The organism is Kosmotoga olearia TBF 19.5.1 (genome assembly GCF_000023325.1).
Taxonomy (GTDB): domain Bacteria; phylum Thermotogota; class Thermotogae; order Petrotogales; family Kosmotogaceae; genus Kosmotoga; species Kosmotoga olearia.
The window spans coordinates 1028417-1043255 of record NC_012785.1; the positions used below are offsets into that span (position 1 = coordinate 1028417).

Genomic DNA, 14839 nt, shown 5'->3' on the forward strand with positions numbered 1-14839 from the left:
ACAAGAGGAGGAATGTTTATGAGAAAAATTGTTAGCATCCTACTGCTATTGTTTTTATCGTACCCTTTATTTTCGCAGTTGGTGATTCATCAGGTTGATTCTTCTAAATTTCCTGAGGTTACTCTTTTTGTAAGTGGTGAGAAATTAGAGCTTGAGGAAATAGAAATTATGGAAGCGGGATCCACAGCTGAAATAATCTCTATAAAGACAGAAGCACAGGAAAAGAAGAAACCGGTTGACATCGTTTTTGTCGTTGATAATTCGGGTACAATGTATGATAAAGTGCAGATTGTTATAGAAAAACTAGGGGATCTGGTAAGGTTGCTTCACGAGAACGGTTACGATGCAAGATTTGCCGTTCTTGGATTTGGCACAGAGGTAAATAAAGAGTTTGTTGTTACCGGCGGGAGTCGGTTTACAAGCTCACCTGAGAAAACCATTGAACGTTTAAAAGAAACGATACAGTATCCCGGTGGCAAAGATGAGTGCCAGATACATGCTCTCTGGATCGCATCAAATTACGATTTCAGGAAAGATGCTTCGAAAATCCTGATCCTTCTCACTGATGAAGACACAACCCAGAACAAACTCAACGAGGTTGCGAAGCCGAAGCTGGTTGAAAATATAATCAAACGAAATTTGACAGTTTTTACGCTTCGTTATGATCCCGATCCGGTTTATGAAGAACTTGCTAAACTCAGTGGTGGACAGGTTTTAAGTTTTAAAAGCGAATTTTTTGAGGAGGCCTTGAAGAGGTTATTTACCTTCGCTGAATATTATTCCACTGTTACTTATATTTCCCCTTTGAGCTATCCTCTTGTGACTTTTTCGGAACCTAACCAGCTCATCCTTAAAAATATGCTTACCGGTTCGCAGGTTTCAGTAAATTACATGATTCCAGAAAGAAGTGATGTCAAACTTTCTATACTGGAGATAAATAAGAACTCATTCCCGGATATAGACGTAAAGGTGATTATAGAGAGTACCGATAAGTACATTCTAGAGAATATAAATGTTTTTGAAGATGGGATTCCTGTTGGGACAACTGAACCCCGATTGGTTTCTGAAAAACTGGTCAATTTCGTTGATGTTGTTTTTGTTTTGGATACTACGGGAAGTATGACGCAGGAACTCAACGGAATGGTTGAAAACCTTATAGAGTTTTCGAATATTCTTGAGAATTACGGTGTTCTTGCTAGGGTTGGGTTGGTTACCTTTGGTGATGAGATACGTTTAACCGCGGATTTAACCCCAAGCTTTGAAAAAATAAGGAGATTGCTTCAGAGTCAAACTGCTGACGGTGGTGGAGATGTACCGGAGATTTCCCTCGACGCACTTAATGAAGCTTTGAACATGAATTTTCTTGATAACTCCCAAAAGATTTTGATCCTTATAACAGATGCTTCTCCTCATATTGAAGGAGATGGCACGAAATTTTCTAGTACAACAATTGAGGAGACACGTAAGAAAATTCTTGCAAGTGGTGCAACGCTGATCCTGGTTGTTCCCTCTAACAAAGAAGAATTTGTGAGGTTGTCAGAAGATATTCCTGGTCAACTTCTTGATATTCACTCAGCAAAATCTTTTGGTGAACTCATAAAATTTGTGGCAAAACAGATTACGAGGCAGTATGATATCCATTACACGACTTCGAATCTCGAACCCAATACGGAAAGGGAAGTAATTGTTAGCTATGGACTTACCTGGGATTCAAAGGTTTATCTTTCTCCGGAACTGGTTACAAGTTCTCAAACCACCCCAACAGCAGTTGTTAGTGACTTTGAGATCAATTCCTTCACAGCCAAACCTTTTGTTGTTGAACCGGGTGGAATCGTCACCTTGAGGTGTCTTACATATCCGGAGGATGGATTGGTTTTCAACTGGAGTGCCGAATCAGGTACCTTCGTTGAATTTAGGAATAATACTGCAAAGTGGGTAGCGCCGGATGTTCCGGGATATTATAGCGTCTTTGTGATTGTTTCTGACGGAAGCGTTAAGAAGGTTGCTGAGGTAGTTGTTTTGGTAAGTGACAAATCGCCCTATGATTAAAAGTTATATTGGTTGTTACTCCGGGAGTTTTTTCTAGAGCTTTCTTTATATGTTTAATATATTTTGGATGGTTCCTGTTTGTGGATAATGGGAACCATTTTTTTATTAGTTATCATGGTTGAGAGATAGCTGTGGGAATTTTAGTTAAATCTCTGTGTTTTTGTCTTTCTATTACTTATTACTTATATAGTAATAGTAGTAATATAGGTGTTCAAAACCGTGTTCAAAACTTCTGAAAATTCGGTTGAAATTAATTTACCTACCATGTAGAAAACTCTTGAGTTTTGAACATATTATGTAGAAAAAGCCTGTAAATCTCTTCTGGTGTAAAAAAGCTCTATGTTCAAAACTTTTTCTTTCGAAAACAGCTTTTCATAAGTGTTTCGGAGATTTTGTACCCAGTTCCTGGAAAGAAACAAATATCGTTATGTTCAAAACTTAGAGCACGTGAGCATCATAACGTCTAAAATCGGCTCTAGAAAATAATTTTGTGCAGAAAAGTTTTGAACATAAATCTAAAGTCTCTATGGAAGCCAAAAATGGAAGTTTTATAGAAGATTTTCTACATGAAAAGTCGAAAAAATGTAGAAAACTCCGAAATGTGATTCCGAAAACAGGAAACTGGTTTCTCACGAAAAATCATCCATAAAGAAGCTGACAGAGTCTTTTATTATGCGTTTCTTGAAGAGAATTGAACTGAGATGACCGGAAGGGATCCATTTCAGTCGTGCATTCGGCAGAGTTTTGAAAAGCTGGAGGGTAGATTCTTTTGGAATGAAAATATCAAATTTTGCACCCAACAGCAGCACTGGTTGTTTTACAAAACGTGCATATGTTAAGGGATCGTATTCCAGACAGGATATAGGAGCACTATTAAAGGGAATACCGGGTCCTTTGAGTTTGCTGAGATATTCCTGATAGATTTCCGAGTGATAATTCAAGCATTTTTCAGGGTTACATGTTTGGTCTTCTTCATAACGTATTCTCAAAACCCTGGTGGCGAAACTCTTCCAGGTGATGTGATAGAAATTTCCACCGGTAACGACCAGAGACAGCTTTTTTACCGAGGGTTCGAGTGCTGCGGATATTGTCGAGATAAATCCTCCGAAACTGTAACCCATAAGGTATATGGGAGATGGATACCTGGACTTAATAAACTCTATACAGGTTAAAGCATCGACAACGGCGTTTTCGAAGCGGTCTCTCAAAGGATCCGTTCTTGGGTCTAAAAACAATTCTCCGGATTTGTAGCCGGCCGGGGTTCTGGCGAAGTGATACGGAAGAATCATCAAAGCACCGGTGAATCCATAGTTTGGGAAAGTTTGAGGAAACCATTTTAGGTATTTTAGATTTCGATGACCTGTGCCGTGTATAAAAAGAACGGTTCCTCTGTTACCGCCTTCGTAAACACTCAGAGGTATTCTGTCATTCTCCGGATAACCCGAATTGTAATTGGATTTCAGGATAAATCTATGTACGTTCTCTATTTTTTCATCTTGAATGATGTTTATTTTTCTTCCAAACCTTAAAGCAAACAGTTCTTCTTTTGTACTCATGAGATACTCTCCTTTGGTTTATAACAATAAGATATTCGGTCGACGTATAACTTTTCCATAGATTTCAAAGGTAAGTGAGGGCCATTCACTTTTTTCGGGATAAGAAAGTAGCTCTACATCATTTTCTCCAACCAGGATAGTATCTTCTGATTTAGTTCCGGTGATGGTTGGATTCCAGGCTACAACATTTCCTGGCCTCAGGGGGTAGTCTATATCTTTGGTGGCTATCAGTTCACGAGGATTGTATCCTGCCAATCCCCCCTGATGGTGTAACTTCCATTCTTCCGGTTTTCCCACTTTAGCATAGGCCTGTTTTAGCATATCAGAAAGCTGTGAAAGTTTTGTTCCGGGTATGGAATTGGCGATAGCAACGGCATCAACATAGCAATTATCCAGGTGCTGTTTTATGTATTTTTTGTTCTTTTCAAACATGATCGAACGAGTGCAAGAAAGTACAAGCCCTTTTTTTCTTGCGCAGATACTGACAAAGGCCTTTTTTCCGAGAGGAACCTTTCTTGAGAGATTATGGCGATAGAGAAGAGCACTTTCATCACCAAAAACGATGGTCAGCAAAGGTTCAATTCCTTCGGCAGCGAGACTATGATAAAAGCGTCCCTGAACTTCCAGTTCTGTAACATCTGGAGATAGTTTTCTTATTTCCCGGTTCATTATATGATCACAAATTCTGCCCAATTCCCGGTAAGTTTCTATCTCAGGCTTTGTGAGAACATATCTGAAGGGATCAATTTTAGACGCGACATTGATTGTACCGTATCGACCCGTATCTGACAAAATTTTTTTGTCTTCCAGAAAAGGCATAATAGCGGTTCTTTCACTCTTCCACCAATCATATTCGATCACTTCCAGTTCTTTCCATATCTCAGGGGCTATTTCTTCCTTTCTCAGCCGTTCTTTTTCTATATTGTCGACGAAAAGGTATATTTTTTCTCTAGTTAACAGAATACTGGCTACGCCCTCTACTGAGTTCAGGGTAATATGGTTTCTGCCCCCGAAGGTAAACCATGAAAAGTTATCACATCGACTGATAAGTAGCCCTTCGGCTCCTTCATTAGTGATGAAATTTCTTAGCTGTTCAACCCGTTGTGGGAAAAGCACCTTTTCACCCTCTTTTTCAGGAAAACCCCAAATATTTGTCGTTGGTATTATGATTGTCATGTTCCTTTATGTTAATTTTGCAGGTGGAAACTCTTGTATTTCTTATTCTACAGTATTCATTTGAGAACTACGTATATGAGATCATAATAAAAATCGACTACTCTATCTCAAAAAATGGGGTAGTCGATTTTTATTGTTGTTCCTTCAAACATCAATGGTTAAGGCATAATAGCGGTTCTTTCACTCTTCCACCAATCGTATTCGATCACTTCCAGTTCTTTCCATATCTCAGGGGCTATTTCTTCCTTTCTCAGCCGTTCTTTTTCTATATTGTCGACGAAAAGGTATATCTTTTCCCTAGTTAACAGAATACTGGCTACGCCCTCTACTGTGTTCAGGGTAATATGGTTTCTGCCCCCGAAGGTAAACCATGAAAAGTTATCACATCGACTGATAAGTAGCCCTTCGGCTCCTTCATTAGTGATGAAATTTTTTAGCTGTTCAACCCGTTGTGGGAAAAGCACCTTTTCACCCTCTTTTTCAGGAAAACCCCAAATATTTGTCGTTGGTATTATGATTGTCATGTTCCTTTATGTTAATTTTGCAGGTGGAAACTCTTGTATTTCTTATTCTACAGTATTCATTTGAGAACTACGTATATGAGATCATAATAAAAATCGACTACTCTATATCAAAAAATGGGGTAGTCGATTTTTATTGTTGTTCCTTCAAACATCAATGGTTACTGTAAGGTTTTAATTCTTTCATAACATCTTCCAGCCTGGCAATGAATATCCCTATGCAATAATCACTTACCCCACCGATCCACAGGAGATAGTCATTATATAAAACCAATCCATCACCGAAGATGACCATAGCTCTATCTCCATACTCTTCATTTAGGCCGGTGGGAAAAAGCAGGTAATCGCTGATTGCCAGAAGCTTACCATCTTTATCTACAAGGGCAAGTCCGTTTTTGTAGGACAAATTATCTTTCAGCACAGCGTGCCATCCAACCAGATATTCGTTGTCGGATATCTTTACTGTGTTTGTTGACCAACCAACTTTATGCTCCCATTTTTCTGGTAACAGTACGGGTTCTATACTCTCCGCATTCAGTGTCAGTGTTTCCATATCTGCTCTGGCACGCCAACACGCAAGTGTGTCCTGAACCTCTATTCTGATGAGCATTGTTGCGTCATTTCCATCGATGTTTATAAAAGCGCTGTCTTTGTTAGATACCGGAAAGAAATCTTCATTACCGTTGCTTATTTTAAAATATCCTCTTCTTTTTAGCTCGTATGTATCTGTGAACTCCGCAAAGCCAAGAACATCTCGCCTGGTTAACTTGTTGTTTTCACCGTAGAAGTACCCTTTACCTGTGTAGAGCATGTACAAATTATCATCATTTAAGGAAACTCTCGCATCTTCACACCCAAGGAACTCCCACAAATGTTGTGGCCACAGAATTATCTCTGTTTCTATTGGCTGGTTTATCTTGCCTTTTATCACTTTCTCAATATCCAGTGAGATTGCTCCCACGCTTGAGGTGTATTTATAGTAGTCGAATATCAGTCTTGGAAAAACGTGGAGCATTCCATTTTTTTCCAGTGCTCCGGGGTTAAAAACAGCGATAGGCTTTGACCTTATGTAGTTTTTCACGTACAAATCTTCTGGACCTATGTAGTACCTTTCTTCAAAAACATTGCTTGATCTCTGGTTTCTTATACCAGCTGCACAGCTTTCAAGTTTTCTTTTCAAATTTTCTTCAATGTTTATCATTGTCTCCTGACTTCTCCTTTCTTTAAGGAATGTACGGTTCGGTTGGAGATATGAGTTTGAACATGTATATGGTAGTAATGTTATCCTCAGGAGCGAAATACATCACATCTTTGTGATATGAAAAACCTTCGCGGGATAGTGTGTTTCTGTCAGTCTTGCAACTGGTAAAGCCTGTTTCAACTCTTTTCACTACTTTTCCGGTTTCCAGATCCAGCCAATCAACCATTCCAAAGATATCGTCATATCCATGGAAGTAAGGATAACCGAATATGTATCCATCAGGATCTTTATAGGGTTTTCGTGTATCACCATTGCACAATAACAGTCCACTTTCAAAATCATAATGAATGTCCTGATAAGCGCATATGTACCCCATTTTCTGTGTGATACCGGGATTCAATATTTTTTTGATTACTTTCCCTGAGAGATCAGTGATATATATGTACAAAGAATCCCAGTTGGCAAGATAGAGTCTGTCCTTGCCATTGGAAGCCACGGCACCTATATGATCACCGAAGTTTATTTTGTCAGCTATCTCCATGGTTTCAGGATCTATTTTGAATATTATGGTTGGTGATTCTCGTCTGTAACCAGCGGCAGGGGCCCAGAGATAATTTCCATCATGGTATATGCCACCAACATGTATTGTGAGTTCACCGATAGCATTTTCATTTGTTAAGTCCAGGACTTTCACAATTTCAAGAGAGGATCTGTCGATTTTCCAGAGCCACCCTTTGTTGTGTATTTCATCAACGGAACTGAGATAGTAATGCTCGTCAGTAACTGCCAGCCCTTGAACATGGTAAGTTATAAAAGGGAGTTCAACATTACCAAGTGGTTTAAGATTTGACGCACTGAGAATGGGGAATCCAAGTGATGAATCTGAACCCCTGCTCATTACTTAAATCTCCTCCTCTTTTTGAGTACTTAAGTTTTTCTATAAGGACCCGGATATTGCATTTTTTCGGTGGTAATTCTGGCTGCAAATTTAGTTGCAGTAGCGATATCAAACTTTGCATAGCCAACAATAAAAGCCGCTGTGCAGGTATCGCCTCTACCTGTTCTTCCTTCTAGCTTCCATTCCCCAAAAGGAGCTTCGTAGAATTTTGAACCATCATAAACACACACACCAGCCGAATGGGTAGCGATGACCATTGAAGGCCCTGTTTCCTGGATGGTTTTTACGGCTTTTTTGAGATTATCGATGCCTGTTAGAATCCTGGCTTCATTCACGTCAACTTTGAAAAGGTCAAAGTATTTTAAGTATTCTTTTTTTCTCTCCCAGTCTCTGTAAACCATCTGACCATTTTCAATATTTCGCAAAAAGCCCTGTGCATCTCCAGCTAAAAATTTTGTTTTTTTCCTAATAACTGGAATGAGTTCTTCAGGAAATTCACCATGCCATAATGGATTTATGTGTACAAATTCTTCGTTGAGATCCTCTAATTCTTCTGCTTCAAACGGTGCGGCGAGGGAAAGTATTCTGCTGTATCTGTCATCCGGATTTGTCGTTGGATAAACATTCTCGATACTGGTGGAAGAAGGACTTGGTAGGAATTGAACTTCAACACCGGTTTCTTCCATCGTTTTGAATAAAGGTCTATCATCGGCAGAACATTTTGTGTAAACCATTGCATTTTCTCCAAGATTGGTGACGGCGATACTGCCAAAAAACACGCCGCCACCAGGAACGATACTTTTCTTACCCAGAACAACATTGATATCCTTTGATACGTGCCCAACAAAAGAAATTTTCACGATGATTCCTCCATTCTTTTCCGAATGCTACATCAGCTTTTCCCGAAGGAATTTGAGAGTTTTCGCATACTCATCTTCAAAACGATCTTTGCTGTTCATTTCTACTGTAACCACTCCATCAAATTGTGAAGCTTTTATCAGTGAGAATACCTCATCAAAGGGAATAGCTCCTTCGCCGGGTGGTAGGTGAAGGTCACCTATTCCGTATGTAAAACTGAAGGATTCATTGTTAGAAATGTTTCGTAAATGAACAGAGGGCAACTTGCCGAAATTATCATGAACATGGAGTTCAACAGCGTATTTCAGACCGATCTCGATTTGTTCGAGAAAATCCACTTTGAAATAATTACATGCCAGGAAAAGATGCCCAATATCCATAACGACCCGCAGAGCTGGATGATCAACCAGCTCTATAAACCGATTTACATCTGACATGGTTTGTGTAAGATTCTCTGCACCTATCAGTATTCCGTACTTGTGTGCAATATCGGCGAGTTGTCTGAGATCTTCAATCTCGGCGGATTCCTGTTCTTTTTCGGTGATTTCCGAATCGGGATAGAATTCTCCAAGATGATAAACGATAACTTCGGCACCTACTTCATGTGCAAATTCGATAGTCGCTTCCATGACCTCTCGATGTGATACATCCATTTTGTCCTTCAAATTCACTGGATCAGGAGTGTGAACGGTGTATCGAAACTTGAATCTGGATAGTATCTTTTTAATTCGTTCCACCTGTTTGCTTCGTATCTTACCCCAGTAAATTACATCGAGGCCAGCAGGTGGAAGTTCAACATAATCGAAACCTACGGACTGAAAAAATGCCAGTTCATTTTCAAACCTCGCGATTGATCCATTAATCCTTTTAGTGTCCACATTTATACCTATCCCTTTGATCATCTCAAAATCAGTCCTCCAAAAACGTTTGTGGTTGTTTTTTATATAGCCTCAGGACTTAAAGAAAATGGATTCCCCTGTTTCCGCATCGAAAAGGTGATAATTATCGAGACTGATATTCATATATATTTGATCACCGGGATGCAGATCCATACGTTCTTCAGTAAGTACTTTGAAGATCACGTCTCCAATTTTGATGTTGTAGATGATCTCTCTTCCCAGAGGTTCCAATATGTAGACAACGGCTTTGATCGAATTTTCGTCCAGTGGTTTTGGGGACAGTTTGATATGCTCAGGACGAATTCCAAACTTCAATTTCTTGCCGATGAGTTTTTCAAGTTTTTCTGCTCGTTCTTTTCTTGTTTTGAGCTTTATACTGCCGTTTACAACGTAGAAGCTGCCGTTTTCCAGAATTACCGTTGCATCTATGATATTCATAGCGGGTGTTCCCACAAATTTTGCTACAAAAACGTTGGCAGGTTTGTTATAAATATTCTCCGGAGTATCGTACTGTTGAATCTTTCCCGTGGAGAAGACAGCAATTCTATCGGCCATGGTCATTGCTTCAACCTGGTCATGGGTAACGTAAACGGTGGTGATTCCAAGATCATGCTGAAGTTTCTTAATCTCCGCACGCATATAGGCTCTTAAAGCTGCGTCGAGGTTAGAGAGTGGTTCATCAAAGAGAAGGATTTTTGGCCTTTTAATCAACGCGCGTGCAATAGCGACCCTTTGCTGCTGTCCTCCAGAAATTTGGTGAGGTTTCCTGTCTAAAAGTTTTCCTATGTCAAGATTTTTGGTTACTTCTTTAACTCGACGATCGATTTCATCCTTTTTAACTTTCATTGCTCTCAGTGGGAACGCTATGTTATCGTACAGAGTCATATGTGGATAGAGGGCATAACTTTGAAAAACCATCCCAATTTCCCGATCTTTTGGAGGTACATCGTTCATTAAATAACCATCGAAAAAGATCTCACCCTTTGTTGGTTTGTAAATTCCAGCGAGCATTAACAGGGTTGTTGTTTTACCACAACCAGATGGACCCAGAAACACTGTGAATTCCCCATCTTCAACATCAAGGTTTATTCCATCAACAGCTCTAACTTTTCCAAAATGTTTGTGGAGATCTTTAAGAACGATACGTGCCATAAACTCACTCCTTATCTTTATCCTTTCGTACCGGTTATATTGACTTCTAACAGGTATTTATTCGTAAAGAGGTAGAATACGAGTGTTGGGAGCATGTAAAACAAAGATACTGCTGTAAGAAGACCATAGTCGACAAACCTGAAGTCTCCGATTACACCTTTAATTAGCCTTGATAATGTCCAGGTTTGTTGGTCGAGAATGAAAGTGTTGATAAAGATGAATTCTCCCCAACCGGAGAGGAACCCAAAAATCGCGGTCACGGCAAGACCGGGTTTTACCAGAGGAAGAATGACTTTGAAGAAAACCTGGATTCGAGAATAACCGTCCACTACCCCAGCCCATTCAAGTTCCCAGGGCAGTTGATCGTAAAAGCCTTTCATGATCCAGGCCCCCCATGGGATTTCCAGTGCTGCCTTTAGTAATATTACTCCCCACAGGTTGTTAATGAGTCCTAAAACCTTAAGAACGTAGTAAATAGCTACCAGAAGTGACACGGATGGGAAAGAATGAAGAACCAGTATCCCCATCAGCATCGTTCGTCTACCTTTGAATTTGAAACGTGAAAGAGCATAACCAGCGAAGCTTGTGATGAATAATTCCAGGAACATGACCATTAAAGCTACGATAAGCGTGTTGAGTGTGATATGCCATATATTTGGATAGCCAGCGATTGACTCCCAGAGAAATCTCCAGTTGTGAAGGGTTAACTTTGTGGGAATGATTCCGTACTTCATATTTTCAGAAAAAGAACTCAAGAAAAGCCAAAGGTATCCGAGAACAATTGGGAGACTTACAACGATTAGAATGGTGTAGATTACCAGGCTTGCAATTTTCTCTTTCTTTCTTTGAAAAAAGGTGATTTTATATGTTCTTCCTGTCGTTTTTTCCATCATGCATCAACCTCTATCCGTGGTTCTTGAATCATTTCCTTGAATCTGAATATTTTCAAATACACCAGAGAAGCTACCAGACCAATTACTACCAGTACTAATGAAAGAGCTGCTCCGAAACCAAATCTAAAGTTTTCAAAAGCATTATGGTATGTGTAAAGTGCCCAGACTTCTGTTGAGAACACAGGGCCACCGTCGGTGATTATGAGAATGTATTCGAAGGATGTAAGAAGTGATAACGTTTGGTATGCCGTTGTAAAAAGTATCTGCCATTTTAGCAATGGGAGAATGATCTTTCTTAATCTGTAAAACCAGCTAGCTCCATCTACACTTGCTGCATATAAATAATCCTTTGGAATAGATTTAATCGCAGAGGTAAATAAGATCATTCCAAACGAAGCACCAACGAACCCGTTGGCGATGATGATAATGAGCATAGGATGTTGCCACAAGAAATCAATAGGTTCTACCCCGTTGAAAAGGGCTGAACGTATTCCATTTATCAAACCGTACTTTGTGGGATCGAAGATCCACAGCCAGAGCAATCCATAAACGACAGATGGAGTTAATCGGGGCATCATCCAGATGAGCCTGAAGATGGTGCCACCACGATCTCCTATACTTGTCGTTAAAATCGAAAGAACAAGAGACAAACCGACATTGAAAAATGCAAGGGTAAAAGCGACATATATGATCGTGTTCTTGATGACTCCCTTGATCATGAAATCTCTAAACATGTCTATGAAGTTCTGTATCCCCACGAAATCCCAGTTGAATCTATAATCCATCGAGGTTAAAGATAGAATAACCGTTAAAATAACCGGTATGAAAAAGAATACCACGGTAAGCAGTAATGCTGGCATAATAAAGGTTGCCAGTGTAAAACGGGTTTTTAATCTGGATCTTTTATAAACGACTGCTTTGCTTTTCATATGTCGACGTGCAACAAGAAGCACTTCCTCCCTTCAAAAAGAGTCCAAAAACAAGGGAAATAACCCCGCACACTCAAAACGAGTGTGCGAGGACGGGAAAGAACGGTGATTACTTAATTATTACTTCATCCTTTAGCTGGGCTCTCAAACGCTGAACTACCCATTCTACGGCAAATTTAGGAGTCATCTTTCCGGATTCAAGACCGGTCATAGCATCGAATATGATTTTGTTGTATTCATTGAATCTGTCGTTGTTAGGAGCGAATGTGGCGTAGGGTAGGAGTTTCTTTGCGGTGTCGGTTAAGAAATCATCTTCCGCGTACATTGGCAGTGAAAGTTCAGCATATCTGATTGCCAGGTGACCGCTGTTTACTGCGTGAATTGCGTTCAACCTTGCATCGGACGCGAGAAGAATAAGTAGTGTGGCAAGTTCTGGATATTTTGATTTTGATGTAACCATGTATGCAACCGGATGGGAAATGGTGTTACCGGGTTTCCCTTTTTCAGCGCTGGGTACGAGAGTGTAGGTAAACTTCGCTTTTATATCTTCTTTTGTGTAACCGAACATATTCATCCATTCGGCAACGTTCCAGGTTCCTCCGAGGTAGAAGAGTACGTCTCCTTCGGGACCAGCAAAGGATCTGTGTATTGTGTTCCATGGTGTACCGATGAGGTTCTTTGGAGTGACTTTGTAGGTATTGCAAATGTCATAGAAGAACTGGAATGCTTTCAAATAACCGGCCTTGTCGAATACCAATTTACCCTGATCGGGATCATAATACTGAACACCGAAGGAATTGAAGATCTGGAAGTAATCCACACCGGGTTTTGGTCTGTGCCAGATTCCCCACTTAACGACTCCTGCTTTGATTGCTTCCTGTGATATCTTCACGGCGTCGTAAAGTGTGTATTCACCAGTGGCAAATTTTTCCATCATGTCAGCTATTTCTTCTTCAGTGTAACCCATAGCCAGAAGTTTGTCTTTTCTTGCGTAGAAAGGTCTTGCTTCAGTGTCCTGTGGAACACCATAAATCTTTCCTTTGAATTTCATGGCTTCCCACAGTGACGGAATAATGTCGTAGAATCCAAGATTCCAGAACTTTTTGATGTATTCGTCAAGAGGTCTGACGTATCCGGCTTTTGCCCACATGCCGATATCGTCATGTCCACTTGTGATGATGTCCAATTGCTGGTCCGGGGATTGGAAAGCGATTAACGCTCTCTGTTTGTAGGAAGACCAATCCGTCGAGTCAAAAGAAGATACGAGTTCGATTCTTATGTCCGAACCTGAAGCCTCCAGCATAGCATTGAGCATTTCGGCTGCTCTATCGAGGTTCAGCTTTCTGTTGATGGATGGATCATCTGGTCCAACAGTCCAGGCAACAAGTTTAATTGTTTGAACCGCAAGCAATGAAGTCCCCAGCATAAGCAACAGTACTAACAACCAAAAAGACCTTTTCATAAGTAATTCCCTCCTTCTTTCAATTTTGATAAACAATCCAAAATAAAAGCACCCTTTCTCCACGGAACCTATACATGGCTAACCCTTTTGATTTGAACCGCGTTCGGATCCCCCCAAGTATCACCTCCTTAAATTGGTGGTAATAGGAGTTGTAGTACAGCATCAACATTCACGAAGCTTATCTCGTCGTACCAAAGCACTTAACCCAGCGCAGTTTTTTCTATTTCCTCTATCCTGACAGGTCTTTTTTCTTTAGCGGATAATGTTGCTGCTTTGGCAATGATGATAGCTTTGAGTCCATCATTCCCGGTGACAGGCAATTCTTTGTTCTTTGTTAGAGCGTCAATAAAGTTCTTCATCTCTTCCTCGAAAGATTTCATGTATCTTTCGAGGAAGAAATATAGGGGCTTGTCACTTGAAACACCCTCTTCAGTACTAACTACAACGTTTGTCGGTCTGTCATTTAAAGCCATTGCGTTTCCTCTGGAACCGAAAACCTCAACTCTCTGGTCATAACCATAAACGGCTTTTCTACTGTTATCTATGAGACATGTGGCACCATTCTCAAATTTGAGGACTACAGCAGCTGTATCAAAGTCTCCAGCCTCTCCGATTCTCGGATCGACCATTACACCTCCAACAGCATAAACTTCGGTTACCTCACTACCTACAAGGTATCTGGCCATGTCGAAATCGTGGATAGTCATATCCATGAATATGCCGCCCGAGCTCTTTACATAGTCTATCGAGGGGGGATTGGGATCTCTGGATGTTATATTCACTATGTGAACGTTTCCCAGTTTTCCATCTTCGATGAGTTTCTTGATTTTCCTGAAATTATGGTCGAAGCGCCTGTTGAATCCTATTTGAAGTTTTACGCCGGTTTCCTCGACGACCCTCAAAGCTTCTATCGTCTTTTTAAGATCCAGATCAATTGGTTTTTCGCAGAAGATATCTTTTCCCGCTTTTGCTGTGGCAACAATCAAATCAGCGTGAGTGTTAGTTGGACTACAGACAACAACTGCATCAACTTCTGGATCCGCTATGACTTCGTAAGGATCGGATACCACTCTTTCTATACCAAACTCTTTCGCCCATTCTTTTGTTTCATTTACAAGGGGATCGGCAATGATAGTAACCTCGGCATCAGGAACATTTTTAACGAGGTTTTCGATATGTATCTTTCCGATTCTCCCGGCACCTATAACCCCTATCTTCACTTTGCTTTTCTTCGCCATATCTTTC

At 40.3% G+C, this 14839-nt stretch carries 13 protein-coding genes; 1 reads left to right on the forward strand and 12 read right to left on the reverse strand.

Annotation, left to right across the window (positions count from 1 at the left end; all coding sequences use genetic code 11):
• The first annotated feature begins 18 nt into the window (after nucleotides 1-18).
• Nucleotides 19-2049, forward strand: a complete 2031-nt coding sequence (locus KOLE_RS04920) for a vWA domain-containing protein (RefSeq protein WP_015868345.1) — start codon at nucleotides 19-21, stop codon at nucleotides 2047-2049.
• A 629-nt stretch (nucleotides 2050-2678) separates the two neighbouring features.
• On the opposite strand, the gene KOLE_RS04925 is transcribed toward KOLE_RS04920, so the two are convergent.
• From KOLE_RS04925 to iolG, 12 genes are all read right to left on the reverse strand, one after another.
• Complete coding sequence (locus KOLE_RS04925) at nucleotides 2679-3605, reverse strand: alpha/beta hydrolase family protein (RefSeq protein WP_015868346.1); 927 nt, start codon at nucleotides 3603-3605, stop codon at nucleotides 2679-2681.
• Between the two features lie 18 nt (nucleotides 3606-3623).
• Nucleotides 3624-4781, reverse strand: a complete 1158-nt coding sequence (locus KOLE_RS04930; RefSeq protein WP_015868347.1) for a M24 family metallopeptidase — start codon at nucleotides 4779-4781, stop codon at nucleotides 3624-3626.
• A 158-nt stretch (nucleotides 4782-4939) separates the two neighbouring features.
• Complete coding sequence (locus KOLE_RS04935; RefSeq protein WP_015868348.1) at nucleotides 4940-5305, reverse strand: aminopeptidase P family N-terminal domain-containing protein; 366 nt, start codon at nucleotides 5303-5305, stop codon at nucleotides 4940-4942.
• Between the two features lie 151 nt (nucleotides 5306-5456).
• The gene (locus tag KOLE_RS04940; protein ID WP_015868349.1) at nucleotides 5457-6503 is read right to left on the reverse strand and encodes a glycoside hydrolase family 130 protein; all 1047 of its coding nucleotides are present in this window, start codon (nucleotides 6501-6503) and stop codon (nucleotides 5457-5459) included.
• Between the two features lie 22 nt (nucleotides 6504-6525).
• Nucleotides 6526-7401: a DUF6454 family protein gene (locus KOLE_RS04945; protein ID WP_015868350.1), complete on the reverse strand. Its 876-nt coding sequence runs from the start codon at nucleotides 7399-7401 to the stop codon at nucleotides 6526-6528.
• 29 nt (nucleotides 7402-7430) lie between these two features.
• Complete coding sequence (locus tag KOLE_RS04950; protein ID WP_015868351.1) at nucleotides 7431-8261, reverse strand: PfkB family carbohydrate kinase; 831 nt, start codon at nucleotides 8259-8261, stop codon at nucleotides 7431-7433.
• Between the two features lie 27 nt (nucleotides 8262-8288).
• On the reverse strand, nucleotides 8289-9161 hold the full coding sequence (locus tag KOLE_RS04955) for a sugar phosphate isomerase/epimerase family protein (protein ID WP_015868352.1): 873 nt from the start codon (nucleotides 9159-9161) through the stop codon (nucleotides 8289-8291).
• Between the two features lie 48 nt (nucleotides 9162-9209).
• Nucleotides 9210-10310, reverse strand: coding sequence for an ABC transporter ATP-binding protein (locus KOLE_RS04960; RefSeq protein ID WP_015868353.1), 1101 nt, complete (start codon nucleotides 10308-10310; stop codon nucleotides 9210-9212).
• 17 nt (nucleotides 10311-10327) lie between these two features.
• On the reverse strand, nucleotides 10328-11203 hold the full coding sequence (locus KOLE_RS04965) for a carbohydrate ABC transporter permease (protein ID WP_015868354.1): 876 nt from the start codon (nucleotides 11201-11203) through the stop codon (nucleotides 10328-10330).
• A complete protein-coding gene (locus tag KOLE_RS04970; protein ID WP_041288661.1) occupies nucleotides 11200-12132 on the reverse strand; it encodes a carbohydrate ABC transporter permease in 933 nt (310 codons plus the stop codon). Before KOLE_RS04970 ends, KOLE_RS04965 begins: the two co-directional genes overlap by 4 nt.
• Nucleotides 12133-12241: 109 nt before the next feature.
• A complete protein-coding gene (locus tag KOLE_RS04975; RefSeq protein WP_015868356.1) occupies nucleotides 12242-13594 on the reverse strand; it encodes an ABC transporter substrate-binding protein in 1353 nt (450 codons plus the stop codon).
• A gap of 200 nt (nucleotides 13595-13794) precedes the next feature.
• The gene (gene iolG, locus KOLE_RS04980; RefSeq protein WP_015868357.1) at nucleotides 13795-14832 is read right to left on the reverse strand and encodes an inositol 2-dehydrogenase; all 1038 of its coding nucleotides are present in this window, start codon (nucleotides 14830-14832) and stop codon (nucleotides 13795-13797) included.
• Between the last annotated feature and the right edge of the window lie 7 nt (nucleotides 14833-14839).